This is a genomic window from Shewanella sp. S23-S33, from assembly GCF_043359565.1.
Lineage (GTDB): Bacteria > Pseudomonadota > Gammaproteobacteria > Enterobacterales > Shewanellaceae > Shewanella > Shewanella oncorhynchi.
The window spans coordinates 84065-109859 of record NZ_JBHFFD010000023.1 but is presented as its reverse complement, the minus strand read 5'-3'; the positions used below and the strand labels follow the sequence as shown (position 1 = coordinate 109859).

At 45.4% G+C, this 25795-nt stretch carries 23 protein-coding genes and 1 pseudogene; 14 read left to right on the top strand and 10 right to left on the bottom strand.

Going from position 1 to position 25795, the window contains the following annotated elements; all coding sequences use genetic code 11:
- Positions 1–61: 61 nt before the first annotated feature.
- From ACHA99_RS07465 to ACHA99_RS07445, 5 genes are all read right to left on the bottom strand, one after another.
- On the bottom strand, positions 62–1726 hold the full coding sequence (locus ACHA99_RS07465) for a methyl-accepting chemotaxis protein (RefSeq protein WP_219250334.1): 1665 nt from the start codon (positions 1724–1726) through the stop codon (positions 62–64).
- Between the two features lie 127 nt (positions 1727–1853).
- Entirely contained in the window at positions 1854–3002 is a 1149-nt protein-coding gene (chrA, locus tag ACHA99_RS07460) for a chromate efflux transporter (RefSeq protein WP_393941963.1), read from the bottom strand.
- A gap of 200 nt (positions 3003–3202) precedes the next feature.
- The gene (gene rlmC, locus ACHA99_RS07455) at positions 3203–4375 is read right to left on the bottom strand and encodes a 23S rRNA (uracil(747)-C(5))-methyltransferase RlmC (protein WP_393941961.1); all 1173 of its coding nucleotides are present in this window, start codon (positions 4373–4375) and stop codon (positions 3203–3205) included.
- A 109-nt stretch (positions 4376–4484) separates the two neighbouring features.
- On the bottom strand, positions 4485–5660 hold the full coding sequence (locus tag ACHA99_RS07450; RefSeq protein ID WP_393941959.1) for a glycerol-3-phosphate dehydrogenase/oxidase: 1176 nt from the start codon (positions 5658–5660) through the stop codon (positions 4485–4487).
- 137 nt (positions 5661–5797) lie between these two features.
- Positions 5798–6295: a MarR family winged helix-turn-helix transcriptional regulator gene (locus ACHA99_RS07445; RefSeq protein ID WP_372833095.1), complete on the bottom strand. Its 498-nt coding sequence runs from the start codon at positions 6293–6295 to the stop codon at positions 5798–5800.
- Between the two features lie 139 nt (positions 6296–6434).
- Between ACHA99_RS07445 and ACHA99_RS07440 the strand changes: the two genes are divergently transcribed.
- The 3 genes from ACHA99_RS07440 (at position 6435) to ACHA99_RS07430 (ending at position 8841) form a co-directional block, all read left to right on the top strand.
- Positions 6435–6860, top strand: a complete 426-nt coding sequence (locus ACHA99_RS07440; protein ID WP_131524696.1) for an organic hydroperoxide resistance protein — start codon at positions 6435–6437, stop codon at positions 6858–6860.
- A gap of 275 nt (positions 6861–7135) precedes the next feature.
- Positions 7136–8569: a cytochrome C biosynthesis protein gene (locus tag ACHA99_RS07435; protein ID WP_393941956.1), complete on the top strand. Its 1434-nt coding sequence runs from the start codon at positions 7136–7138 to the stop codon at positions 8567–8569.
- 86 nt (positions 8570–8655) lie between these two features.
- Positions 8656–8841: a cytoplasmic protein gene (locus tag ACHA99_RS07430; RefSeq protein WP_393941955.1), complete on the top strand. Its 186-nt coding sequence runs from the start codon at positions 8656–8658 to the stop codon at positions 8839–8841.
- Between the two features lie 83 nt (positions 8842–8924).
- Here ACHA99_RS07430 and ACHA99_RS07425 read toward each other — a convergent pair whose 3' ends face one another.
- The 3 genes from ACHA99_RS07425 to ACHA99_RS07415 are packed head-to-tail and all read right to left on the bottom strand — an operon-like array spanning position 8925 to position 10231.
- Positions 8925–9215 carry a hypothetical protein gene (locus tag ACHA99_RS07425; protein WP_105250069.1) on the bottom strand — a complete coding sequence of 97 codons (291 nt, stop codon included), beginning with the start codon at positions 9213–9215 and terminating at the stop codon, positions 8925–8927.
- 30 nt (positions 9216–9245) lie between these two features.
- Entirely contained in the window at positions 9246–9815 is a 570-nt protein-coding gene (locus tag ACHA99_RS07420) for a bifunctional 2-polyprenyl-6-hydroxyphenol methylase/3-demethylubiquinol 3-O-methyltransferase UbiG (RefSeq protein WP_106651483.1), read from the bottom strand.
- Between the two features lie 5 nt (positions 9816–9820).
- The gene (locus ACHA99_RS07415; protein WP_113939830.1) at positions 9821–10231 is read right to left on the bottom strand and encodes a hypothetical protein; all 411 of its coding nucleotides are present in this window, start codon (positions 10229–10231) and stop codon (positions 9821–9823) included.
- A gap of 498 nt (positions 10232–10729) precedes the next feature.
- Between ACHA99_RS07415 and fccA the strand changes: the two genes are divergently transcribed.
- The 4 genes from fccA (at position 10730) to ACHA99_RS07395 (ending at position 14822) form a co-directional block, all read left to right on the top strand.
- Complete coding sequence (gene fccA, locus ACHA99_RS07410; RefSeq protein WP_393941952.1) at positions 10730–12523, top strand: fumarate reductase flavoprotein subunit FccA; 1794 nt, start codon at positions 10730–10732, stop codon at positions 12521–12523.
- Positions 12524–12780: 257 nt separating this feature from the next.
- Positions 12781–13770, top strand: coding sequence for a 2-hydroxyacid dehydrogenase (locus tag ACHA99_RS07405; RefSeq protein ID WP_263143368.1), 990 nt, complete (start codon positions 12781–12783; stop codon positions 13768–13770).
- 68 nt (positions 13771–13838) lie between these two features.
- Positions 13839–14576, top strand: a complete 738-nt coding sequence (locus ACHA99_RS07400; protein WP_393941950.1) for a dienelactone hydrolase family protein — start codon at positions 13839–13841, stop codon at positions 14574–14576.
- Positions 14577–14606: 30 nt separating this feature from the next.
- Positions 14607–14822, top strand: a complete 216-nt coding sequence (locus ACHA99_RS07395) for a hypothetical protein (protein WP_393941948.1) — start codon at positions 14607–14609, stop codon at positions 14820–14822.
- Positions 14823–14905: 83 nt separating this feature from the next.
- Here ACHA99_RS07395 and ACHA99_RS07390 read toward each other — a convergent pair.
- A pseudogene (locus ACHA99_RS07390) lies at positions 14906–15280 on the bottom strand (DUF1801 domain-containing protein).
- 324 nt (positions 15281–15604) lie between these two features.
- On the opposite strand from ACHA99_RS07390, the gene ACHA99_RS07385 reads away from it, so the two are divergent.
- The 3 genes from ACHA99_RS07385 (at position 15605) to ACHA99_RS07375 (ending at position 19897) form a co-directional block, all read left to right on the top strand.
- Entirely contained in the window at positions 15605–18319 is a 2715-nt protein-coding gene (locus ACHA99_RS07385) for a TonB-dependent receptor (RefSeq protein WP_393941946.1), read from the top strand.
- 133 nt (positions 18320–18452) lie between these two features.
- On the top strand, positions 18453–19118 hold the full coding sequence (locus ACHA99_RS07380) for a peptidase (protein ID WP_393941944.1): 666 nt from the start codon (positions 18453–18455) through the stop codon (positions 19116–19118).
- Positions 19115–19897, top strand: a complete 783-nt coding sequence (locus ACHA99_RS07375) for a PepSY domain-containing protein (protein ID WP_393941942.1) — start codon at positions 19115–19117, stop codon at positions 19895–19897. The genes ACHA99_RS07380 and ACHA99_RS07375 overlap by 4 nt, the downstream gene beginning before the upstream one ends.
- 148 nt (positions 19898–20045) lie before the next feature.
- Here the strand turns inward: ACHA99_RS07375 and ACHA99_RS07370 are convergent, their stop codons facing one another.
- Positions 20046–20591: a mechanosensitive ion channel family protein gene (locus ACHA99_RS07370; protein ID WP_106651494.1), complete on the bottom strand. Its 546-nt coding sequence runs from the start codon at positions 20589–20591 to the stop codon at positions 20046–20048.
- A gap of 106 nt (positions 20592–20697) precedes the next feature.
- Here ACHA99_RS07370 and ACHA99_RS07365 point away from each other — a divergent pair, with 106 nt between their 5' ends.
- From ACHA99_RS07365 to ahpF, 4 genes are all read left to right on the top strand, one after another.
- Positions 20698–21441 (top strand): spermidine synthase, encoded by a 744-nt coding sequence (locus ACHA99_RS07365; protein WP_393941940.1) that lies wholly within the window; start codon positions 20698–20700, stop codon positions 21439–21441.
- Positions 21442–21530: 89 nt separating this feature from the next.
- Positions 21531–23066, top strand: a complete 1536-nt coding sequence (locus tag ACHA99_RS07360) for a leucyl aminopeptidase (RefSeq protein ID WP_393941938.1) — start codon at positions 21531–21533, stop codon at positions 23064–23066.
- Between the two features lie 371 nt (positions 23067–23437).
- A complete protein-coding gene (gene ahpC, locus ACHA99_RS07355; protein WP_105250080.1) occupies positions 23438–24007 on the top strand; it encodes an alkyl hydroperoxide reductase subunit C in 570 nt (189 codons plus the stop codon).
- Between the two features lie 163 nt (positions 24008–24170).
- Complete coding sequence (gene ahpF, locus ACHA99_RS07350; RefSeq protein WP_263265639.1) at positions 24171–25742, top strand: alkyl hydroperoxide reductase subunit F; 1572 nt, start codon at positions 24171–24173, stop codon at positions 25740–25742.
- Positions 25743–25795 lie beyond the last annotated feature (53 nt).

Here is a 25795-nt window from a genome sequence, read left to right as displayed (position 1 = left end):
GGAGACCTTAAGTCTCCCGTTTTTAATCAAGATTGCTGCAATTAAATCTTAAACTGTCCCACTAAATCTTAAACTGGCCCACTAACTTGCCCAAGTTAATGCCTTCTTCCGAGACTGTCATACTGATCCTAGCGGCATCTTCGCTGGAATGAAGCAGCTCGTTTACAATCTCTTGGATGGCATACACGTTACGGTTAATTTCTTCGGTTACTGAGCTTTGCTCTGTCGCCGCGGCCGCAATTTGGGTACTCATATCATTAATCGCCGTTACCGCTGAAGTGACTGAGCCTAAACTATCGGAAATCGTACGAGAAGAATCCACCGAACGTACACAGCTTTGCTGACTCTCTTCCATGGCTTTCACGGCTTGGGTCACTAGCTTATGCAGTGCCGATAACATCTCGTTGATTTCTAACGTGCTGGCTTGAGTTCGACTGGCTAAATTACGCACCTCGTCGGCGACCACAGCAAATCCACGACCCTGTTCACCAGCACGGGCCGCTTCGATGGCGGCGTTCAATGCCAATAGGTTAGTTTGCTCGGCAATACCGCCAATGACAGAAAGCACGCTGTTGATCTTCTGTGATTGCTCGCTGAGTGATTTTATACTGCCTGCCGCATTGTTGATTTGCGACATTAAAGACGCAATCTCCTCAAGCGAAGCATCAACACAGCGCTGTGCATTCGCCACATCACCAGTAGCAGCGTGAGTCGCTTCGGCTACTTGAGTGGTATTCTTAGCCACTTCGTTCGCAGTGGAGGACATCTCAGTGATTGCAGTCACCACCTGATCGGTTTCATTGTTATGACTCACCAACTGGCTCGACATGACTTTAGTTTGATCATGAATCGCATTGGCTGCCGTTTTTACTTTAGCCGTCGCAGTCGCGACATCGCCGATAATATGCTGAAGTTTATCGACAAAGAGGTTAAAGGAGCGCCCAAGTTGGGCAATTTCGTCTTCACCTTTTACGGTAAGTCGCTTGGTTAAATCCCCTTCGCCCTTAGCAATATCATTTAAGTTATCGGCCATATTCTTGATTGGCACGACCATACGGTGGGCGGCAATCATAATGATAAAGCCAGTAATACCCGTAAGGAAAAGCGCTATCAGCAAAATCGCGAAGGATTTTTCAGCCATTTGCTCAGTCACTGTCTCACGATAATCTTCAACAACAGCTTCAATATCATCGATATATGCCCCAGTACCTAACATCCAGTCAGTACCTGGGATCATCATGGCGTAACTGATTTTTTCAATCTGTTCATTAGTATTAGGTTTTTGATAGTAATAGGAGAAACTACCATCGCCACGTTTAGCGGCATCGAGCAGACCGACGATAATTTTAGTGCCGCGAGGATCTGTCATATCCATTTTATTTTGCCCTTCTAAACTCGGTATGAGGGCATGAAAAATATTTTTCCCTTGAGAGTCATACATGAAGAAATAACCCGCACTGCCAAAACGTATGTCTCTTAGCGCTTGATTCACATTCCCTTGTTCTTTTAACGATAATTGGTAATTCACTATACCAGCGGCAATTTCGGTAGCTTCTTTAATTTGTTGTTTACGTTCACCGACGAGCTTAGATCTAAAGGTAACCACCTCATCGGCAAGCGCATTTTTCTCAACATAATAAGAAACCGACATCAACACCAATAATGCGAGGATCAAAGGAAACAGCGACAGCAATAATAATTTATTGCGCAAACTCAACTTAGACATACTTGAATGCTCCAAAGGATTACAACTTGTATCTTCGGAGTATAGCTAAGATTGTTGTATTTCTATGCGCTTAAAGTAACAAAATCTTAATCTTGCTCAATAAACATTCGATTAATAACGACTCAGTTCAAAGCATATTAAGCAGCACACCACATACACTAAAGCCTAATACCAGTTGTAGCATAGGTGGTTTAAATAACTTTAATGCACCAAAACCGAGCAATACCAAGGCCATATCTTTACCTGAGAATACCGCCTGAGAAAACACGGGTTGATAAAGTGCTGCGGCAAGTAAGCCAACAACACAGGCATTCACTCCCGCTATCGCGCCAGCAATTTTTGGTCTTGCGGCAATCGCATGCCAACTTTTCAACCCCACCAGCATGAGTAAAAAACCGGGTAAGAAAATGGCTGCGGTTGCGATGCAAGCCCCCATGAAGGGCTTATCTAACATCACTTCAGCGCCTAAAAAGGTCGCAAAGGTAAACATAGGTCCTGGCACTGCTTGGGCAAAGGCATAACCTGTCAGAAAACGATCGCCACCTATGGTATCACCCACTGCTGTTTCTAGCAGAGGTAGCACAACATGACCACCACCAAATACTAAGCTCCCTACGCGATAAAACTCACCGAAGATCCAAGCTTCAGAGCCTAAATCCACGATAAAAAAACTGCCGATGAGCAACACGAAAAAGAGCAACAAATAGAAGTAATTCAATCGAATCGGTGCCAGCGCTACTGTGTCATCTTGGCTCGCACTCAATTTATAGATGCCGATAGTGGCGGCGCCAAGTAACAAGAGGATTTGCGTCCACATAGATGGCGCAATCAAAATTGCAGCAGTACTGACTAACATTAATAGGCGTGCGGATTTGCGTTGGCAGAACTGTTTAAACATGGCGAGAACGGCATCGGCAACCACAACGACGGCCATTAACTTAAGCCCATAAATCATCCCTTGAACATAATGATTGGCGAGCCAGGCCGACGTTGTTACCGCCAGTAAGTACATTAAGATAAAGGAAGGTAGTGTAAAACCGGCAAAAGCAGCAAGCGCGCCAACAAGCCCGCCTCTTTGATAACCAATGGCAAAACCCACTTGGCTCGACCCTGGCCCCGGCATAAATTGGCTTAAGGCAACCAGACTGGCGTAACGCTTATCATCGAGCCAACCGAGTTCATTTACGAAGGTCTGGCGAAAATAACCAATGTGCGCCGCAGGTCCGCCAAAACTCATCAAGCCCAAGGTAAAAAAGCGTAGGAAAATCTGTAGCATAAATCGCCGCCCATCAATGCATAAAGTGCTGAAGATTATGCCACTAAAAAGACACTTTGATGAAGTTTCACGGGAGCAGCGCAGATAAAAGTATTGCAAAGACTCCACATGGTAGAGTCCTTATGATTGTTTGAGCGGACTTCAAGAGTCGTAAAGCGAGTGAACACAAATACTTAGTGATAAATTGATGAGCTAAAAAATTAATCCTTCACCAACATGACTAGTACTTCGAAGTGATCCGTGTGGGGGAATAAATCAAATAGCTGCACTTTGGTTAAGTGATAGCCTTGAATATGTTCGAGATCTTTCGCTAAGGTTTTGGGATTACAGCTTGAATAGAGAATGGCTTTAGGGGCAAACTCGCTTAAAGACTGACATAGCGCCTCGCCAATGCCACGCCTTGGTGGATTAACGATGATCAAATCCGGCTTATCGGCAGCGCTTTTACCCTTAGCAAAGTCGGTGGAATCGAGCGCCATAAATTGCACGTTTTCGAGCCCCATCATTTGCGCTGACATTTGCGCGCAGGCAATCGCTTCAGCTTCAATTTCAATCCCTGTGAGGGTAATGTCTTTGGATGCACAGTGCAGTCCGAAACCGCCTACACCACAGAAGAGATCCCATAACGAATGAGGTGAAAACTCGGCAACCCATTCACGGGCGGTTTGATATAACTGAGCCGCAACGTGTGGATTGGTTTGGAAAAAGCTCTTAGGCCGAATAAACAAAGGCACATGATTAAAACGTTCTTCAAGCCTAGTATTCTCAGTTAAGAAAATCTCTTCATCACCCTCAAGTATTGCCATATGAACCGGTTGGATATTGACTGACACCACTTTTATTTGCGGATATTCAGCTAATAATGCAGGTAATTCACGTTCGATACGTTCGATACTATTGGTGGACCGCAGTACAAACCGCAGTAGATATTCACCACGCACTTGACTGCGGGTCAGCAGAATAAATTTAAGTTCACCCTTGGCTCTATCTACCCGATAAGGAGGAAGTCCAGCCTGCTGCACAAAGTGTGTTAAGCGATGTAATAAATCTTGCATATCAGATGGATATAAAAGGCAGTCGCAAAGATCTACCGCCTCGCCACTTGGGCTCACAATCCCCAACACAGGCGCATGGGCGGCGCCTAAGGCTACCATTTTAGCTTTATTACGAAAGCCGCTGTCCTCCCCAATTACCGGCGGCTGAAAAATATCGGGCAAATTAGCTGGGATAAAAGGCGCGAGTAGTTGCTGTAAAGTTTGAGTCTTAACCGCCACTTGCTGCACCATAGGCTGTCGTATATGCCGGCAAGAAAGGCACAGACCTTGGTTAAAATAACCACATTGCTTGGCGGTATTTACAATAGCAGCACTCACGGCAGATCCTAGATATCAGTAAAAAAGCGCCACACTGTAGCGGTTTTAAAGGTAAAAATCACCTTGAAGCATATTCAAATCAGCATCAAGTGCATAATTCACGGCACACTCAAGATAGGGCGAGTTTATCAACATCAGCAATAGACTGCCGCTTACCTATGGCCTTTTCAATCCATTCAAGCACTTCAGCTGAGGTACTGCGAAACGTCGTTAACTTACCGCCATATAAACTGAGTATTCGCGGATGGGAAATCGATGTTTGCATTAAGGTATCTCGCGGTCGCTCAAAGGCTTGGCTATTTTGCTTAGGCAAGACCCGAATACCGCAGAAGGTTTTGGTTATTAGCGCCTTGAGCTCATCAATATCCGGCGTTAGTGGGAAATAATGTTTGTAGATCCCCAGCAGATAATTAATTTCAGATTCGGTCGCCTCAGGCGGCTTATCTAAAGAGGTTAATTCAGTTTCTGTGGTGCCGACTAAGGTTTGACCATACCAAGGCATCACAAATATTACTCGTTTATCGAAGCATGACTCTAAGTACAAGATGCCATCGGGCGCAGGAATATCCAGTAACACATGGGCGCCTTGCACCCAATCGAGTTCAACACCCGCAAGTGGAGGCAACACTTTACTTAACACCTCATTCACCCAAGGACCAGCGGCATTGATAACAAGACGCGCCTCGGCACTATGGGCCTCGCCCCTGTGGCTAAAACTCAGCTCACAGGTCTCGCGCTTGTGTTCCAACTCAAGAAATTCAGCTTCGGCATACACTTCCGCGCCCAGTGCCTGCGCGCTGCGCGCCACCGCTTGAGTGAGCAATTTATCGTCGGTCTGCGCATCCCAGTACTGAAATACGGCTTTTAATCCAGAGAGTTTTAATCCCTTGAAACGATGCCAATGCACGGCAGGCACTGACACAAATTGGCCTAAAGGATCAAATTCACTCAGCAGTGCATACATACTCAGTCCAGCGCGAATGGTCCAAGGACTGCGCTGACTGTTGTCGTACACGGGAATATAAAAGGGCACAGCTTTAACAAGTGATGGCGCAAGATTGAGTAAATGTCGCCTTTCAAGCAATGATTTGCGAACTAAATTAATTTGTCCGGTTTCTAAATAGCGTAAACCACCGTGGATAAGCTTGCTGGAATTCGCTGAGGTTTGGCCGCCAATTTCGCCCTTTTCAATCAGCAAGGTGGAATAGCCCGCTGCTGCTGCATATTGGGCAATGCCGACACCGCTGATCCCACCGCCAATAATGGCTACATCGAAACAGGCCATAACTTACTCTCGCTAACCTTCAATAGACAACTGACCCGCTGAGCCTCAAGCATACAACCCATTACACTCAGTCGAACCGCTAATAAGCGTTAATATGTCAATAAGTTAATCTTAGATCAAATCTCGACGATAAGAGTTTAATCAATACTGGCATGCAATTGCTTAAGTGCTTGATCGCACATGGCCTTTAAGGCTTTTAGTTCGCTCGCCTCGCCGCCGACTTTACAACGCATCAAATGAGGAATTTCACTTGCCTGTGTTTTGAGGGAAAGTCCTGCAGGCGTTAAGGCCAGCACTCTCACGCGTTCATCCTGCTCGCTACGCCCGCGAGTCACTAATCCTTTAGATTCTAGCCGCTTCAGCAATGGCGTTAACGTGCCTGAATCGAGGAAAAGTTTATCGCCTAAGGTTTTGACACTAATCCCCTGCTCTTCCCATAGCACTAGCATGACTAAGTACTGCGGATAGGTTAGATCTAATTTGTCCAACAAAGGCCGATAGGCACGCACCATAGCATTCGCGGCACTATAAAGTGAGAAGCACACTTGATTCTCAAGACATAAGGCATTCTCTGTGCTGGCATTTTCGGCCATATCAACAGGATTTATACGGGTATTGGGTTGAAGCGTTGCCATAGGAAGATCCGACAAATTAAATATATTGCGCACAATATACTTGCATTCACACCAAAGATCGAATTATAGTTTACCGCAATTGAATTGCACACAATTTAAATCAATTTACTTAATCCTTAATCTTAAAAGGTCTAATACTATGAAAACACTTTATGAAACACGTGCCACAGCAAAAGCGGGTCGTCAAGGTCAAGTCAGCACTGATGATGGTTTACTGGATGTCGCTTTAGCCTATCCAAAAGCCATGGGCGGTAGCGGTCTCGCCACTAATCCTGAACAACTGTTTGCCGCAGGTTATGCCGCCTGTTTCTCAAACGCCGTTCTGCACGTCGCAAAAATCGGCAAAGTGGATATTACCGAAGCGCCAGTCAGTGCGGTTGTTGGCATAGGTGCCAATGACGCCGGTGGTTTTGCATTAGCGGTTGCCTTAGAAGTCAGCTTAGATTTACCGCAAGAAGCCGCAGAAGCCCTAGTGCGTCATGCGCATCAAGTTTGTCCGTACTCGAACGCCACGCGCAATAATATCGACGTTAAACTTAGCGTAAATGGCGTAACGTTAGGCTAACCATAACCCATCATCGACACCTGTTGATAACGTCAGAAATAGAGCACCCTCGGGTGCTTTATTCTTTATTAGCCAATAACAGCTCAAGCTGAGAGTGAGTGTGCATCACACCATTTCACAGGGAGATAAACTGGTTTCAGTTCCCAAAAAATTATTATTCGCGAGTTAACTAACACTTCTTAATATCTAATTTAATCAAAATGATTGATTTAAGTAGAGTAAGAGATAATCGAACCGTTTGACGATACTTAAACCCACTCTCTGTGGGAGGCGCTATGACAAAATATCTATCGAAATTATCTCTCTTTTGCTCGCTATTATTCCTCTTTGCCTTTTCTATCCCGAGCTGGGCCGAGACAACACCATCAAGCTCAGCGGATCGAACGTGGCATTATGTGAATGCTCAGGGTGAACTCAAAATTAAGCTGTATTTCTTTTGGTCAAAAACCTGTCCGCACTGTGCAGAGGCCCATCCGTTCATTGATTCATTACCGCAAAAATACCCTTGGATAGAACTCGAATCCCATAGGGTGTCAGATCCCGGCGTACAGGATATTTGGCAAAATATCGCCTCCAAAACCAATACAGAAGCACGCTCAGTACCCTATATGGCAAGTTGTGAAAAGGCCATTGTGGGATATTCAAGTGAAGCGGTAACGGGTGAATTTTTAGTCAATCGACTGAAGAATTGTTATTTATCCCTTGGCGGTAAACTGAGCGACGCTGACCTCCCCACCAAAGGAGCCACCAGCACAACCACAAGCGCTCAAACAGATGCACCGCTCTTTGGCACTTGTGGCACGGATACTGGCGAAGGCACCTGTGATGCCACCAGCTTAAGCGAGCCCGTTGCAGAGCCAGAAGTTCAACCCGTTGAATTACCTTTAGTGGGAGTAGTGACACCTGAGACTATGTCTCTGCCGTTACTCACCTTAGTGCTCGCAGGTGTCGATGCTTTTAACCCTTGTGCCTTCTTTGTATTGCTATTTTTACTATCGATAATGGTTAATGCCAAGAGTCGCAGCCGCATGTTACTCGTCGGCGGGATTTTCGTATTCTTCTCCGGCTTTATCTATTTCCTGTTTATGACGGCATGGCTAAACATCTTCCAACTGCTGGGGGCAGGCAGTGATGGCGGTATGATCATTTTAGCGGCGGGTTGTTTAGCTTTGATTGCTGGAGTCATCAATATCAAAGATTACTTCTTTACTAAGGGAGAAGTGACACTATCGATGTCGGCAGAAAATCGTACGAGTCTAATAAAACGCATGGGGAAACTATCCAATTCCAGTAACTTAGGCGCGTTACTCATAGGTTCTACCGTATTAGCTATCCTCGCCAACGCCTATGAATTACTTTGCACCGCAGGCTTCCCAATGATCTACACCAGTGTGCTATCTATGCACAATCTGCCAGACATTGAACGCTATATGTATCTGGTTTTATACAATATTGTATATGTGATCCCGCTAGCTATTATTGTTATCGTTTTCAGTGCGACCTTAGGCAAACGTAAGTTAACCGAAAAAGAAGGCCAAACCCTGAAACTTATGTCAGGCGTGATGATGTTGGGTATGGGTATCGCACTGGTTATTGACCCAACAGCACTGCAAAATGTGAGCCTGGCACTCGGATTGATTTTAGGCTCGCTAGGCGTTACAGCAATAATTGTTATCGGCCGCAAACTGCTCACGGCCAAGGCAAAATAATTGCAAATTGGCAAATTCATGTGTAACGACTAAAGTTAACCGTGGGTTTGCCGATAAAGGGATCCAGCTTACAATTGAGGTTAGTTATGTCAATTTCACTGAATACACAAGTTATCGCACCGAATCTAGAAAATGGTGCAATTGGCGTTAAGGTTGCTCAGTTAGCAAAAGAGCAGCAAAAAGCCGAAGGTAAAATCGCGGTAGATTTAATTGCAGCTGCGGCGCCAAAACCCGTAGGCAATGCAGGCCACAACATCAACACCACGGCCTAATTGTTAGCAATACAAAATCAAAAAAAGCGCTCTGATTATCAGGGCGCTTTTTTTTGTTATTTCCTCTAAAACGTCAGGCGAATTTAAGAAAAAGCGTTACCATTCACGTGCATAATAGTGAATGTCCACACCACAAATGCCAATGGGATATGCACTAAGGCATAGAAACACTGATCGAGTCGCCCCATTCCTTTTGCTAACAAAATCAAATATAAATGTAATCCAATCACCAAAGGAAATAGCGCTAACAGCGGATAGAGTGCGACAGGGTTTGCATCGGAAAATAAGCTGTGACTGAATAAAGCCCACGCCACCATAAAGGCGGTCGTCAACGGCGGCGTTGCAATGCGATATTGCTCTGGATAGGGAAACATCCTACGACCTCTGAGTCTCAATCAATAAATTTACGTTGTAGGTTTTCGCGCAATCAACTGGGCTTTATAACTGCTTTGAGTGGACTGCGGATCACATAATCGACCTTCAAAGTAATGTAAAGATTGCCAGTTAGCAAACACTGATTTGAGTTCATTTTCAGTAAGTAAGAAATCTGGGTTGCGTGGCCTACCTATCTGCGCCTGTTGCGTTGTAAAGGTTTCATAGACGATAAGGCCTGTGCTCTTAACCGCCTTAGCAATTTGTGGCAGTAATGGGCGATGCAGATAATTAAATACTAAGACAATATCGTACTCTTCTACCGGCAATAATGGTCCTGCCTCAGCTTCTAAATCCCTTTGTAATTTGTAAGCATTAGCCTGATCAATGTGTGACATGGCTGACAAATCTCGATCGATAAAAGTCACTTCAGCCCCTCGCGCTAAAAACCACAAACCATTACGCCCAGAACCGCAAGCGAGATCGAGTACCTTAAGTCCATCGAAACAACTCAAGGCTAAGTTAGACACAGATGGATTAGGCCAAGCGAACTCTGTGATTAACGCGGCAGGCGTTAAAGTTGACGTATGGGTTACAGACATATCAATTAGCCCTTAATTTCTTTTTTCGAGTCAATTTGCCGACGATGCACAATAGAATAATGCCTGAGCCCTGCAGGACCATGGGACACGATCACTGACAAAAAAAGTATCACGATTAACAGCTCAGGTTTGTAATGAGCCAGCGGCACAAACAGGCCAAGCAAGCCTATTTTTACTAAAGTTAACACTCCCTTAAGCTGGATCAGCCAGCGCCAATCCCTTACGATTTCCCATAACATTAATATGCTGCCCGTCGTCATCGCGAGATACCAATAACTCAACCATTGCACTTTATTTACATCTAATAAAATGCCACCACCAACACCAACGATCCCTAAAATATGTAATGCTCTTAAACTGGTTTTACTCAAACGTTGAAACCAAAAACGTTTTTCTGATATGCCTTGTTTGTGCATTACAACCCCTTAAGAATCAATTGCGTAACATTTAATTAAAATGACAATATAATTTTATACAATAAAGGCTTTTGAAATAACATTATTTATAGAATATATAAAAATAAATAAGCCATCTCCTCAATATACAAGATTAAATTATAATATCTATAAAATACAAATAGATAAAACACACCACCAAAACCATAATTCATACCATTTTTATTTTACAAAGTTAAAATCAATCCATTCAATATGTTAACTCACGCATGTTATACCGTATTGAAGCAGTGATTAGTCTCAACTTCATTAATATTTCCCATCCGATTGCACATTTTAAATATGTTATTTTCGCTGTAACAAAGGTTATGTGATCTGAACACACATATACCTCTTTAGATAGTGCTAAATTTGCAAATGGAGAATGCTCTAACAGTGCGTGAGCTGCGTAAAAAATAAATATCACGCCACGATGAATAACCCTTATTAAGTAGATGAATGTACGGCGGAGGAACTATCATGTTCACAAGAAAGATTCAAAAAACAGCACTAGCCATGCTGATCTCTGGCGCTATGGCAGGTACTGCCTATGCAGCACCAGAAGTGCTAGCCGATTTTCACGGTGAAATGGGTAGCTGCGACAGCTGCCACGTATCAGACAAAGGTGGCGTCACCAACGACAACCTTACCCATGAAAATGCTCAGTGTGTTAGCTGCCACGGTGATTTAAAAGAACTGGCCGCCGCTGCACCTAAAGATAAAGTATCACCCCATAAATCTCACCTAATTGGCGAAATTGCTTGTACTAGCTGCCATAAAGGTCATGAAAAATCAGTCACCTATTGCGATGCTTGTCACAGCTTCGGCTTCGATATGCCTTACGGTGGTAAGTGGGAACGTAAGTTTGTGCCTGTTGATGCAGACAAAGCTGCTCAAGATAAAGCCATTGCCGCTGGCGCAAAAGAAACCACTGATGTCGTGATCATAGGTTCAGGTGGTGCAGGTCTTGCTGCAGCCGTTTCAGCCCGTGATGCAGGCGCTAAAGTTATCCTGCTTGAAAAAGAACCTATCCCAGGCGGAAACACTAAACTTGCTGCTGGCGGTATGAACGCTGCAGAAACTAAGCCACAGGCTAAACTAGGTATCGCAGACAAGAAACAAATCATGATCGACGACACCATGAAAGGTGGTCGCAATATTAACGATCCTGAACTGGTCAAAACCTTAGCCAACAACTCATCAGACTCTATCGATTGGTTAACCTCTATGGGTGCCGATATGACTGACGTAGGTCGTATGGGTGGCGCAAGTGTTAACCGTAGTCACCGTCCAACAGGCGGCGCTGGCGTGGGTGCACACGTAGCACAAGTTCTATGGGACAATGCAGTGAAACGTGGTACTGACATCCGCTTAAACAGCCGTGTAGTACGTATTCTTGAAGATGCGAGCGGTAAAATTACCGGCGTATTGGTGAAGGGTGAATACACAGGTTATTACGTGGTCAAAGCTGACGCTGTCGTTATCGCAGCGGGTGGTTTTGCGAAAAATAACGATCGTGTTGCTAAGTACGATCCTAAGTTAAAAGGCTTTAAAGCGACTAACCACCCAGGTGCTACAGGTGATGGCTTAGACGTGGCATTGCAAGCGGGCGCGGCAACTCGCGACTTAGAGTTTATTCAAGCTCACCCTACTTATTCACCTGCTGGTGGTGTGATGATCACCGAAGCGGTACGTGGTAACGGTGCGATCGTGGTTAACCGTGAAGGTAACCGCTTTATGAACGAAATCACCACCCGTGACAAAGCGTCTGCCGCGATTCTGCAACAAAAAGGCGAAAGTGCTTATTTGGTATTCGATGACTCTATCCGTAAGAGCTTAAAAGCCATCGAAGGCTATGTGCACCTGAACATTGTTAAAGAAGGCAAAACAATTGAAGATCTGGCTAAACAGTTAGATATTCCAGCGACCGAACTCGCTAAAACAGTGAAAGCTTATAATGGCTTTGTTAAATCAGGTAAAGATGCTCAATTTGAACGTCCTGATTTACCACGTGAATTAGTTGTTGCACCTTTCTATGCTCTCGAAATCGCGCCAGCAGTTCACCACACTATGGGTGGTGTTGTGATCGATACTAAAGCCGAAGTGAAGAGTGAAAAAACGGGCAAGCCTATTGATGGATTATATGCAGCAGGTGAAGTCACAGGTGGCGTTCACGGTGCTAACCGCTTAGGTGGTAATGCTATCTCCGATATCGTTACTTATGGCCGTATCGCGGGTGCATCTGCAGCTAAATACGCTAAAGACAAAAAGTAAAATGCAATAACGGAGGGTTAAAGGACTAACCCTCAGCTCATATAGTACGACTTTCAATATGAGAGCCCTAGCTTGAACACTTCAAGTAAAAGCAGTCAATCAATAAGCGAGCCGTCAGGGGCTCGCTTTTTTATTCCCAATTGATGATAAAGCTCACTATTTTAACGGGGAATTTTCTAAGGCTAAGGACAAAAAGCCCTAACTCACTTACACTCTTTGCCAGATAATGACATCAGCAAACCCGTTAGGTGACTGAAATGAGAATTGGATTTTTTAGCGCAAAACATTACGACATGCAGCACTTTAACCGCACAAATGCTGCGTTTGGTGCACAAATTGAGTACTTCGATTATCGCCTCTGCATGCAAACAGTGAAGCTTGCCGAAGGTTTTGAAATTGTCTGCGCCTTCGTCAACGATTCACTCTGTGAAGAAGTTCTGGTCGAACTCGCTAAGGGTGGCACAAAAATTATCGCCATGCGCTGCGCTGGATTTAACAACGTCGATTTAGTTGCCGCTAAACGCTTAGGCATGCAAGTCGTTAACGTACCAGCTTATTCTCCTGAATCCGTGGCCGAACATACAGTCGCACTGATGTTGACACTGAATCGAAAAATCCACAAAGCTTACCAACGCACCCGCGATGCCAACTTCTCCCTCGAAGGCTTAGTCGGCTTTAACATGTTCGGCAAAACCGTCGGCGTGATTGGTACAGGTAAAATCGGCGTAGCAACCATCAAGGTATTGCTCGGTTTTGGCTGTAAAGTCATTGCCTTCGATCCCTTTATCAATCCAGCGGTTGTCGCGCTGAATGTGGAATATCAAGATCTCGACTCTATTTATGCCAACAGCGATATCATCAGCTTGCATTGCCCGTTAACCGCGGATAACCGTCACTTACTAAACCAAGCCAGCTTCGCCAAGATGAAACCCGGTGTCATGGTGATCAACACCAGCCGCGGTGGTTTACTCAATGCTTTCGACGCAATGGAAGCATTAAAACTGGGACAAATCGGCTCGCTTGGGCTCGATGTATATGAAAACGAAAAAGGCCTGTTCTTCGAAGACAAATCGAATGAAATTATTCAAGACGATGTATTCCGTCGTTTATCAGCCTGCCATAACGTGATTTTCACGGGTCACCAAGCCTTCCTCACCGAAGAAGCCCTAGGCGCCATTGCCAAAACGACCTTGAGCAATATAAAAGCACTATGTGCCGGTGAACTCTCAGGTAACGAATTGTTTTAACTGACAGATAAAATCCTGACTGCTAAAGTGAGGCTTCAACGTTTGAAGCCTCATAGAGGAATATAAATATGTTAGTGACTCAGGAAATTCAGGATATCTCCACACCTTCAGGGCTAATGCGCACCTATATCTATCGCCCAGAAGCACAGGGAATATTCCCAAGTATCATCTTTTATTCCGAGATATTTCAGCAAACGGCGCCCATCGCCCGCACCGCTACTATTCTTGCTGGCCACGGTTTTGTGGTGTTAGTACCCGAAGTGTTCCATGAACTGAATCCCTTAGGCACTGTGCTGGCCTATGATGAATCAGGTAAAGATAAAGGTAACGCCGATAAATTTGCCAAACCCCTAGAGCACCACGATAGCGATACCCAAGCACTGATCGATTTTGCCACTCAACAAACTTACTGCAATGGCAAAGTTGGCTCTATGGGCGTGTGTATCGGCGGCCACTTAGCCTACCGCGCCGCACTCAACCCCGCTATTTTAGGTGCATTTTGCCTCTATCCTACCGACATTCATTCCAACACCCTACCCTGCGCTTACGGTAATGACTCATTGAGCCGCAGCGGTGATATTCAAGGGGAATTAGTGTTAGTGTTCGGCAAGCAAGATCCCCACGTATCCGCGGAAGGCCGAGTACTAATCCACCAGCAATTAATGGCGCTGAACCGTGACTTCACTTGGCTTGAAGTCAACGCCCAACACGCCTTTATGCGTGATGAAGGCGAACGCTATGATCCCGCTTTAGCGCTGCAAATGTACTTACAAGCGACGGCATTTTTTCAGCGAGTGTTGCGATAGAAGAGTTAAATAAACAACAAGGAAGTGATTATGAGAGAGCGTATTTTTAGATTACTAGCTGGAATACTCAGTTTAAGCCTGTTGCTTGCGACTGGCCAACAAATCAATTCTGCGATGCTTTCAGCCATTGATATTGGGATATATCTCGCGATTTGGGCTGTGTTGTTATATTTTTCAATCAAAGGTAACGCTAGATTTAACTATCCAAGACTGCAATTTTTTGTCAAATCAATCGGCAAAAAATAAGTCTGCTTCGTTACCGCAAACAGGGTAGCACCTTAACTAAGGTTTAAGTGCTACAGCTTCTGTCAAGTTGGTTCCAAGTCGGTTTACGCACCTAATGATGGTAAGCGTTTGATACTTTTGCATTCAAAGATAATTCAATACATTGGGAAATTGCGGATTCTGGCAAGGGATCATGGATATTCAACACTATGGCTCGATTCCCTTCAAACTGCAGTATGTCTGAATAGAGCTCTCGAAATGTATCAACCAGCTGAGTTTTACAATTAAAGAATAGGTAATATTGTTCGGGATATTTAGGCTTCCAGTCAAATCTCACTGTGCTCCCATTTTAAGCTCTCTTCCACCGCACCTAAATCCTGCACTTCGGCAATCGAAAAAATCAAAATTCGAATCCGCAACAGCAAGGGCGCTATATGCGCAGGATAGCCTTCAAACTTGTTCTGTACTTCCGCTTGCATGCTCTCATCCTCCAATTTATGCAATGCCGAATCATCATATCTGTAAAACAAAAAACTATGCAGCGGGCCCACATGGTTGAACTTCCAAACCCTTAGTCATTGGTGATTTATCACTTAGTGGAAATATAGAGATAGTGGAAATAAGCAGAAACAAGCGTAATTTTATTTTTCCATATCAAAAGTGTCGATTATATCAGCACTTTATTATAAACCGCGTATTAGGGGTGTGATACAGTGTCGCAGGTAGTTGAGTTTTTATTGAGATATCAGCTTAATCCTTTATAAAACATCTCATTATTTAAACAAACCTTTCATAGGCTTATTATGTCCCGCTCTGCAGTAATGACTTCAATTGCAATATCCCTAACAAGTATGGCCACTTTTTCAGGGATAGCAGCCGAAGCCGAAACTGAAGCAATGTTTCCAGCATCTGCAATTAAACCTCAATTATCGACACCAAGCGCTATCGAAAGGATTGCCATTACAGGGAGCCGAATTCAAAGGGAAGAGATGGCTTCCACCGCGCCGATGACCGTTTTTACCGCACAAGATATCGAGAAAACTGGTGCCACCTCAGTTGAAGTATTGCTGCAAAGAATGACGGCCTCTGCGGGGTTTGCGGGTAATCAAACGAATGCCTATTGGACTGAGGGTGGCTATGGTTCAACCCAAGTTAACCTGCGCGGATTAGGGGTAAATCGCACACTCGTACTGCTCAATGGTCGACGTATGCTGAACAGTGGCACTGGAGCAAACTCCTCAGTTGATCTTAATACCATTCCCGTTAGCGTGGTTGAACGAATCGAGGTATTAAAAGATGGTGCATCCGCCATTTATGGTGCAGATGCGGTTGCTGGCGTGGTCAATATTATCACTCGGCAACAAATCGAAGGGGTTGAGTTTCAAGCGCGAACTGGCATAACCGAGCAAAGTGATGGTGAACAGTACAAGTTCGACCTTGCCCTCGGTCATATCGGTGAGCGTGGAAGTGCATATGTGGCGATGAGTTACGATAAAACCCAAGCCGTCGATATGCTGAGTCGCGCGCCTTGTCCGCTTGAGGAAGTTAATGGTGAGCTAGTGTGTGGCGGTAGTTCGGCGCTGTCGGGGGGAAAGGGCCATTTCATTGATGCCAATGGCAATCAAATCGGCAATGAATTAATGCTATTGCCAACAGGAAGTGCCCCTTACACCAGTAGCCATAAGGATAATACTTATCAGTATTTTAATGCGGTTCAACCTAACGAGCGAGTCAATCTGTTTGCCTACGGTGAATATGACTTAACGGCGAGCAGCCAAGTGTTTGCTGAGGCTATGTACACTCACCGTAGCTCACAATTACCCGCTACTCCGCAATCGGTGTCAGGTATCGTGATCCCTGCTTGGCATGAATCAAATCCGACCGATGCAGACTTCCTTCTCCAGAGTCGCAGACTGGCAGAAGCTCCCCGACAATTTAATATTCAAGCGGATACTTGGCGCTTAGTGACAGGTTTTAAAGGGGATTTAGATAACGGTTGGCAATGGGATGCTGCCGTTAACTTCGGCAGTAATCGTGGTTCCTATGAAGTGACCAATGTCATTAATAAGGTTCGTCTTGCCGACGCGACAGACTATAGCAATTGTAATCTTGAACCCAATGTACCTTGCGCAGACTTTTGGGGAGCAGGCTCACTCATACCAGCAATGCTGGACTATTTTCTGTTTAATATGCGTGATAGCGGCGGTAATGAGCAGTTTAGTCTCACAACGAATATCACGGGCGATCTATGGCAGTTACCCGCAGGCATGATGAGTTTTGCTGTAGGACTAGAGCACAGAAACGAGAAAGGATGGAATGATCCTGACCCACTTAAAATCAGTGGTGAAGCAAACACTGCCCAGCAAGAACCGATTGATGGTAGTTACACTGCTGACGAAATCTATCTTGAAACCTTATTACCTATTTTAAGCGGCCTGCCCTTTGCCAAGTCGGTCGAATTAACTGCGGCGTTGCGATATTCCTATTTTGATACCTTCGGTGGCGATACCAATTATAAAATGGGGCTACTGTGGGTCGTAAATGACGCAGTGACACTGCGGGCCACACAATCCACGGCATTCAGAGTACCGAATATTCCTGAGTTGTTTGGCGGTATCGATCAAGGTTCCATGAATACCACAGATCCTTGTAGCGAGTGGGCTAAGCTCGACCCTAGCTCGAATCGATACGCTAATTGTATGGCATCAAACGTGCCAACGAATTATATGCAAGAAGGCACAATATTAACCGATCGTGGTGGCAATGCTGAACTTGAACCAGAAGAAGCCAATACCTTTACAGCCGGCTTTGTTTGGGATCTGGGGTTTATTGAAGGGCTCAATATCACGCTCGATTACTACAAGATAGAGATTAATAACGCCATTAACTCAGTCAATGGTTCGAGCAAATTAGCCGCCTGTTACGACAGCAAAGGGATGACGCATCCTTTCTGTAGCGACGAGCACTTTGTGCGAGACGCAATGACAGGCAACATCACCTATTTACAAACACAACTGGGTAACGCCGCCAATGAGGTGGTTTCGGGTGTTGATATGGCGATGTTTTACCCAAAAGAGATTGCAGGCTTGGTGACGAATACGACTTGGGAGCTGAGCTATTTAGATCAATACGATCTACAAACCTACGCTGGCGCCCCCGTTGAATCACGAGCTGGCACCATTGGTTATGATGGTAGCTACACCAAATGGCGCTCAAACCTCTATTTTGATATCACGAATGACAATTGGCGCTTTAGCTACAACATTCAATATATCGGCGCGGCGGATGATCAATATGCCAATGCCGGAGATATAGGTGACGCCGTTGATGCGGTCACTTACCATAACGCACAGGTTCATTATCAAATGGACAACAACATAGCCTTAACGGCAGGTATCGATAACCTGTTCGATAAACCAGCGCCATATCATCAAAGCTTTACCGATGGTAATACCAACACTATGACGTACGACCTAATGGGACGTCGTTACTATGTCGGAATGAAATGGGCTCTGTAATGCTTTGGGCTTAAGGGGGTAATCCCCTTAAGCAAGCTGGCTAAATTAATTAAATAAAAAGTGAGTCATCAACTTGAAGCGGGTTAACACACTAAAACGAGTCTCATCAGCACACTTTCTACACCGATGGTTGATGCTATTGCTGGTGCTGCCGATTGGGATCTGGTCAGTCACCGGCAGCTATTTCGTCTTAATGGATCTTGGGTTTATCCGTGGCGATCATATTAAAGTGCAAGACACCCAGCATATCGATCCCAGCCAGATCCATTACTCAATCGCAGCGGTTTATGAGCGTTTCCCTAAGGCTCAAGCAATCGCGTTAACCTCAATCACTGATACCCTCTATTACCGGATTAAACTGAGCGATAAGTCCATTCTCGTGGATGCAGATTCGGGTGAGTTATTGCCTTCAATAACGGAGAAACAAGCCCGAATGATAGCTTCAAACTATCAGCATAACGGGTCTTTACCCGTAGAGGCTAAGCTTGTTAGTGCAACTCTGCTCACCGATATCGCCCCTGCAGAATTAGCGTCGCGATACTTGCCAGTTTGGAGAATGGATTTTAACGATAGCGCTGCTACAAGCCTTTACCTATCAGCAACAACGGGAGAGTTAGTTACGCGCAGACATGACTATTGGCGTTTGTTCGATCTCTTTTGGAAATGGCACATTATGGATTACGACGAGGGTGAAGCCATCGACAATCTTCTACTGCTGAGCACGGCTCTAGTCTCCATTGTGGCTGTATTAGCTGGCTTCGTCTTACTGTGGCAGCGAAGAAGGAGGTATCTGAGATGATGCCGAATCTTAAACTTAAGCCTAAACCTAAGCCTCAAAGTAAACACTTCAAACGCTGGGTCAAAATCGCCCACTATTGGCTCGGTGCCATAGTTAGCATTCAACTGCTACTTTGGCTTGTTACTGGGGTCTATTTCAATTTAACGCCCCATGATGAACTCAAGGGAATGGAGTACCAACTTAGCCATAGTCCTGAGCCGCAAAGGCAAGAGTTTGATCCACAAAAGCTCGTGGATATCGCTCCCTTACTGGCTAAACATACTCAGGTAGAAAGCCTGACATTAATAGCGCTCGCGGGTAAGCCCGTTTATGTACTTGATGCAAAGGTGCAGCGCTATGCTCATCAATGCCAGCAGCAAACCTTGATTGATGCCTACACAGGCAATGTCTTACTCATTGATAAACAAAGCGCCCAACAACTGGCGCTTGAAAGTTATACTGGGCCAGGGAAAATTACCCAAGTTAAGCAAATATCAGCCCCCATTAGCGAGTGGCCAACCCAGTGCAATTCACTTTGGCAAATAGGTATGGATGATGACCTGTCGACGCGGATTTATATCAATGCAGTTAATGGCGAATTAGTTGGCCATAAAAATGACCACACAGACATCGCCGACTTAATGTTCAAATTGCATTTTATGGATTACCTCAATCAAGGTAGTTTTAACACCCCCTTTAGCTGGCTGCTGGGGATACTGACCTTATTGTTATCCCTATCTGGTCTGTATTGGGTTATTGATAATCTTGTACTCAAGCGCTATCGGTTAAGTCTGAGTTGAATGGCTAGAACGGCAAGAGCTATTTCATTCATCTCATCGTACGCCGCGATGGGTTAATAGACCCTATAAGCCTGCCAAACGACTCAGACACGCCCACGAACGCTCAGCACAGTTTGATAATCAATATAGCGCTGCGCAACTATCCAAACTACTCAGGATCAAACTTCTTCTTGCCTTCGAGTAAGGCCTGACGTTCGGCCAAGGGAGTCTGATCAGCCAGCTTTAATACTGCCTTTTGCAGCATTAAGTTATTGGGATAAGTAATGGTATCGCCATTGTCGCGGTGAATAAGCACATGGAATAAAGCGATTTCGATGATCACGCCGCTAATATCTTCATCCTTATCGACCACCCGAATACGCTCGCCGATACGGTAAGGAAACACGAAAAAGATCAGCACGCCAGCGGTTAAATTACTCAATATCGACCATTGAGCAACCAATGCTACGCCCATTACTGCAAAGGCGGATGACACAAATAGCGACACATCCTGATAGCCCAGTCCGAGCGAGACCGCCATCAATGACAGAGTAATAAAAAACATCACATAGGAAATAAAACGGGTCACTAAACTGGTCCGTGCAACACTCACTTGCTTCATTTGCGCGAGTTTTCTAACCCAATGGGTTAAGGCGCGCTGTAAAAAGATAAACACTGCAAGATAAATACAGGCAAGCAGGATTTGATTTGTCATAATAGCGGCTCAATTAACTAAAACTGTCTGAATTCTAACTTTTTTGCGCGAGCAGTTATAGCCCGTGCAAACAAGCCAAACAGCTAAACCGAGTAATTAATCCAATATGGCCGATTCTACCCTCTTACATGAAACCCAAGACGCACTAGGCCCGATTCGTGTAATCGATTACGACGACTCACGGATCCTGTCCTTTGGGGATAACGATGAGCAGAGTAAGATCCTCAAGGCGGCGCCCTATATTCCCCAGCACACTTATGTGCAAGCCATGTTGTTGGTTTTACTGTTTTGTAAGCCCAAGAGCGCTATTGTTTTAGGTTTAGGCGGTGGCTCGATTATTCACTCACTGCGCAATTTCGACGCGGCAATAAAGTTAACAGCGGTGGAATTACGCCCCGCGGTGATTGAGTTAGCTAAGCGCTATTTTCAGCTGCCGATAGGTAAAAAGCTCAATCTTATCAATGATGATGCTATTGCTTTTTTAGCTGCTGGCGATCATAAAAAAGTGGATGTAATTTTTGCCGATATTTACACAGCCAAAGGCGTTGAAACAGGGCAGCTTTCGCCAATATTCCTTGAGCAATGCACTAACCTCATCAAACCCAATGGGTATTTAGTGCTAAACTGCTGGAAAGAACATAGCCAAAATCGCGAGTTGTTAGCCAACTTACAACAACACTTTGCCCATGTGAACGCTTGTCTCACAGGCGGCGGTAATTGGGTGATTTTTGCGAGCCAATCGCCACAGCTTTTAGGCACCTCAGCCCTTAAAAGTAGTGCTCAATCTTTATCGCAACAATTGGGTTTTGCCCTTGATCGATCATTGACACGCTTTGGGCCTTGGATTTAATACTAATATCAGCAAAATAGCGTAAATTAGTTAACCCTAAGGCTGAGCTTTGATATTCTTCTCACACTTCCATGATATGAGCTGTCACCATGAAAAATAATAATAAATTGATGTTAAGCGTTATGGCTCTGGCGTGCCTTAATTCTCTCAATGCTAACGCCGAAAGTTTTAGTTTTGACACTCGTAGCTCACTGAATTCAGATACATTAGTGCTATTCCAAAGCGCTGATTCTACTACCTATGGGATCGACTTTTTACCTCAGTCGACCCAAGATCAATTAAACCTAGCAACGGCGGATAATATTTTTTCCGGCAAACGAGGGGAAATCCTCGAGATTTTGGTACCCAGCGAAATTGATGCTAAACGGGTCTTACTGGTCGGCATTGGCGATGCAAAAAACTTAACGCCCGGTGACATTAATACCATCGGTGGCAATGTTGCGGCCAAACTCGATACGGTTCCCCAAGCTACAGTGCGTGTACTCACCCAAGGCTTAACTGCCGCGCCGCTATTTGCCTCTGAGCTTGCACACGGAATTGAACTACGCAGTTATCGCTACACTCAGTTCAAAGCGAGCCCCCGTGCCGAGAAGAATTACCAAATCGCTGTCGATGATTTAAGTCGCAACCAAAAACACCATAAAAATCTGCAAGCGGTTGAAGCGGGTGTGTTTTTAGCGCGCGATCTGACAAACGCACCTGCAGACATTATGTATCCCGACAGCTTTGCTAACGAAGCCAGAAAACTCAAATCCCTCGGCGTTAAAGTCACGGTATTAGAAACCAAAGATATCGAACGTCTACAACTGGGCGCCTTAGCTGCTGTAGGTAAAGGCAGCGAGCGCCCACCTAAGTTAGTGGTCGCCCATTGGCCTGGTAGCAAAGACGCGCCAATCGCACTGGTCGGTAAAGGTATCACCTTCGACTCGGGTGGTTACAATATTAAGGCGACAGGTACTTCAATCGCGCGGATGAAGTCAGATATGGCAGGTGCAGCCACAGTGCTTGGCACTATTAAAGCCATGGCGATTCAAAAAGCGCCAGTCAACGTAGTGGCGATTATGCCCATGGCGGAGAACATGGTATCGGGTCATGCAATGATCCCTGGTGATGTGATTAAAACCGCCCAAGGTCTCACCGTTGAAGTGCTCAATACCGATGCTGAAGGTCGCCTAGTGCTGGCCGATGGCCTCTGGTATGCCAGAGAAAATTATAAGCCATCGGTGATTATCGATGTTGCGACACTGACTGGCTCAAAAGTGAGTGCGTTAGGCAATGTTTATGCAGGCTTGTTTACCGATTCTGAGCCTTTAGTGCAGCAGCTAACTTATGCAGGTCAACAGGTTGGCGAAAAAGTCTGGCGCTTACCGTTAGATCAAACCTATGCGGATGAGCTTAAATCCACTATCGCGGATCTCACAAACACAGGTAAAGAAGGCAGCGCAGGCGCGTCCTCTGCGGCCATGTTCTTAAAACGCTTTGCGGGCGAACAGCCTTGGGCACATATCGATATCGCGGGCAATGCCTTAACCGCCACCGATACCGCAGTTGTGCCTGCGGGTGCAACAGGTTACGGCGTGCGCTTACTCAGCACTTGGTTAACTCAACCCAAAGCACAGAACTAGAACCTAGAACCTAGAACCTAGAACCTAGAACCTAGAACCTAGAACCTCAGTATCTTGTTTTAATTGTATTTACACTTTAAGGGATATCATTGATATCCCTTTTTTATGCTCGAAATTTATCTTATCTCAATCAACAAAAACCAGCCGACTAAACCCAGACTACACCCAATCACGCCAAACCCGCAGCCGTCGCAGAAAAACCGATTGAGTCCGACCTAATCGCATCAACATTCGACTAAACCGATTAGGATAATAGTTTTTATCCGTTATCTTAATTTTAATCGAGTCGGTAATATGCTTCACATCGACAGGACGCAAGCAAATGTCCTCGTTATGAACTTAAGCCATCATCAACTAAATGGAAGCATAAAATGACTCAATCAATTATCAACAGCACAATCAAACCATTCAAAGCCACTGCATTCCACAATGGTGAGTTCGTTCCTGTAACTGAACAAGACCTGTTAGGTAAATGGTCTGTTGTCTTCTTCTACCCAGCAGATTTTACCTTTGTTTGCCCAACTGAATTAGGCGACATGGCTGATCACTACGAAAAACTGCAAGGAATGGGTGTTGAAGTTTACTCAGTATCAACTGACACACACTTCACTCACAAAGCATGGCATGACACGTCAGACACCATCAAGAAGATCAACTTCCCAATGCTGGCTGACCCAACAGGCACTATCAGCCGTAACTTCGGCGTGATGATTGAAGAAGACGGTTTAGCACTGCGTGGTACTTTCGTGATTAACCCAGAAGGCCAAATCAAGGTCAGCGAAGTTCACGATTTAGGCATCGGCCGTAGCGCTCAAGAGCTAGTTCGTAAAATTCAAGCAGCTCAATATGTTGCTACTCACGATGGCGAAGTTTGCCCAGCTAAATGGCAACCAGGTGACGAAACATTAGCACCGTCTTTAGACCTCGTTGGCAAAATCTAATTTAGCCTGCAAAGCGTCAACCCCGCCAGTCTAGCGTCCCAAGCTGATTGGCGTTACAGCCAACACAGTTGTAGCGCCACGCAGCAAAGGATTAAGCCCGCCCCTGCAAGAGCCTAGACTGGCCCCCTTACTTCTCCCTTTTAAGCGATTTTGGAGTCATCACATGTTAGATGCGAATTTAAAAAATCAACTGCAAACCTATCTGCAAAACCTCAAGAGACCAGTTGAACTTGTCGTGTCTGCAGATGAGAGTAGAAAGTCTCAAGAATTAAAAAGCTTAGCGCAAGACATTGTCAGCCTATCTTCTCTGGTGAGCCTGAAAGAAGTTCAGGGCGAACGCACCCCGGCAATGACAGTGATTAACCCAGAGCTTAATACGCAAATCAGCTTTGCTGGTCTGCCTATGGGTCACGAATTTACCTCACTCGTGCTGGCATTACTGCACACGGGTGGACACCCAATCAAACTCAGCGATGACATTATTGAGCAGATCCGCAATCTGCCAGGCAAATATGCCTTTGAAACTTACGTCTCACTGACGTGCCAAAACTGCCCAGACGTAGTACAGGCACTGAACATGATGGCGGCCATTAACCCGAATATCACCAACGTGATGATCGACGGTGCCCTGTTCCAAGAAGAAGTAACCAGCAAAAACATTATGGCGGTGCCTTCTGTCTACTTAAATGGCGAAGTGTTTGCAGCAGGCCGTATCAGCATTGGCGAGATCCTCAATAAACTGGATACCAATGCAGCAAGCCGTAAGGCCGATGAAATTAATGAAAAAGCGCCATTCGAAGTCTTAGTCGTTGGCGGCGGCCCAGCCGGCGCAGCGGCCGCTATTTATGCAGCACGTAAAGGACTTCGCACCGGTATTGTTGCCGACAAGTTTGGCGGACAAGTGGCTGAAACCGTCGGTATCGAGAACTTTATTTCGGTCAAAGCGACCGAAGGTCCAAAACTAGTGGCAAACCTTGAAGCCCATGTACGAGACTACGAAGTCGACATCATGGACAACCAAAAGGCAGTGTCGTTATCAACAGATGGCTTGTTCGAGCTTGAACTGGCAAGCGGCGCTAAATTACGTAGCCGTACCGTATTGTTAGCCACAGGTGCACGCTGGCGTGAAATGAACGTCCCTGGCGAGAAAGAATACCGCGGCAAAGGTGTCGCATACTGCCCGCATTGTGATGGCCCGTTATTTAAGGGCAAGCGTGTGGCGGTGATCGGCGGCGGTAACTCAGGTATCGAAGCGGCTATCGATCTTGCGAACATAGTAGAACATGTGACCGTGCTGGAATTTGATAAAACCCTGCGCGCTGACGATGTACTGCAACGTAAAGCGGCTTCTATGGGTAACATTAAAATCATTACCCAAGCTATGACCACTGAAGTGACTGGCGATGGTACTCGGGTTAATGGTCTGAACTACACAGACAGAACCACTGGCGAGAGTCACCATGTCGCACTTGCAGGTATCTTCGTGCAGATAGGGCTAGTACCGAATGCGGAATGGTTAAAGGGCACTATCGATTTAACCCCAAGGGGCGAGATCATAGTCGATGAGCGCGGACAAACCTCAGTCCCAGGTATTTTTGCCGCAGGTGATGTCACTAACTCACCTTTCAAGCAAATTATCATTGCCATGGGCAGCGGCGCGACCGCATCACTGGGCGCATTTGATTACTTAATTCGCCACAGCGATGAAGAAACCGCCGAAACGAAAGCCGCATAATAGTGAAATATTAACCGCATAAGATAAAAAGCCAGCGCAAGCTGGCTTTTTGT

Coding starts and splice junctions, on each gene's coding strand:
- fccA (WP_393941952.1), top strand. CDS start 10,730: ATGTTCACAAGAAAGATTCAAAAAACAGCACTAGCCATGCTGATCTCT.
- ACHA99_RS07385 (WP_393941946.1), top strand. CDS start 15,605: ATGTCCCGCTCTGCAGTAATGACTTCAATTGCAATATCCCTAACAAGT.
- ACHA99_RS07435 (WP_393941956.1), top strand. CDS start 7,136: ATGACAAAATATCTATCGAAATTATCTCTCTTTTGCTCGCTATTATTC.
- ACHA99_RS07425 (WP_105250069.1), bottom strand. CDS start 9,215: ATGTTTCCCTATCCAGAGCAATATCGCATTGCAACGCCGCCGTTGACG.
- ACHA99_RS07365 (WP_393941940.1), top strand. CDS start 20,698: ATGGCCGATTCTACCCTCTTACATGAAACCCAAGACGCACTAGGCCCG.
- chrA (WP_393941963.1), bottom strand. CDS start 3,002: ATGCTACAGATTTTCCTACGCTTTTTTACCTTGGGCTTGATGAGTTTT.
- ACHA99_RS07420 (WP_106651483.1), bottom strand. CDS start 9,815: ATGTCTGTAACCCATACGTCAACTTTAACGCCTGCCGCGTTAATCACA.
- ahpC (WP_105250080.1), top strand. CDS start 23,438: ATGACTCAATCAATTATCAACAGCACAATCAAACCATTCAAAGCCACT.
- ACHA99_RS07440 (WP_131524696.1), top strand. CDS start 6,435: ATGAAAACACTTTATGAAACACGTGCCACAGCAAAAGCGGGTCGTCAA.
- ACHA99_RS07430 (WP_393941955.1), top strand. CDS start 8,656: ATGTCAATTTCACTGAATACACAAGTTATCGCACCGAATCTAGAAAAT.
- ACHA99_RS07360 (WP_393941938.1), top strand. CDS start 21,531: ATGAAAAATAATAATAAATTGATGTTAAGCGTTATGGCTCTGGCGTGC.
- ACHA99_RS07465 (WP_219250334.1), bottom strand. CDS start 1,726: ATGTCTAAGTTGAGTTTGCGCAATAAATTATTATTGCTGTCGCTGTTT.
- ACHA99_RS07370 (WP_106651494.1), bottom strand. CDS start 20,591: ATGACAAATCAAATCCTGCTTGCCTGTATTTATCTTGCAGTGTTTATC.
- ahpF (WP_263265639.1), top strand. CDS start 24,171: ATGTTAGATGCGAATTTAAAAAATCAACTGCAAACCTATCTGCAAAAC.
- ACHA99_RS07405 (WP_263143368.1), top strand. CDS start 12,781: ATGAGAATTGGATTTTTTAGCGCAAAACATTACGACATGCAGCACTTT.
- ACHA99_RS07445 (WP_372833095.1), bottom strand. CDS start 6,295: ATGGCAACGCTTCAACCCAATACCCGTATAAATCCTGTTGATATGGCC.
- ACHA99_RS07400 (WP_393941950.1), top strand. CDS start 13,839: ATGTTAGTGACTCAGGAAATTCAGGATATCTCCACACCTTCAGGGCTA.
- ACHA99_RS07450 (WP_393941959.1), bottom strand. CDS start 5,660: ATGGCCTGTTTCGATGTAGCCATTATTGGCGGTGGGATCAGCGGTGTC.
- ACHA99_RS07395 (WP_393941948.1), top strand. CDS start 14,607: ATGAGAGAGCGTATTTTTAGATTACTAGCTGGAATACTCAGTTTAAGC.
- ACHA99_RS07415 (WP_113939830.1), bottom strand. CDS start 10,231: ATGCACAAACAAGGCATATCAGAAAAACGTTTTTGGTTTCAACGTTTG.
- ACHA99_RS07380 (WP_393941944.1), top strand. CDS start 18,453: ATGCTATTGCTGGTGCTGCCGATTGGGATCTGGTCAGTCACCGGCAGC.
- ACHA99_RS07375 (WP_393941942.1), top strand. CDS start 19,115: ATGATGCCGAATCTTAAACTTAAGCCTAAACCTAAGCCTCAAAGTAAA.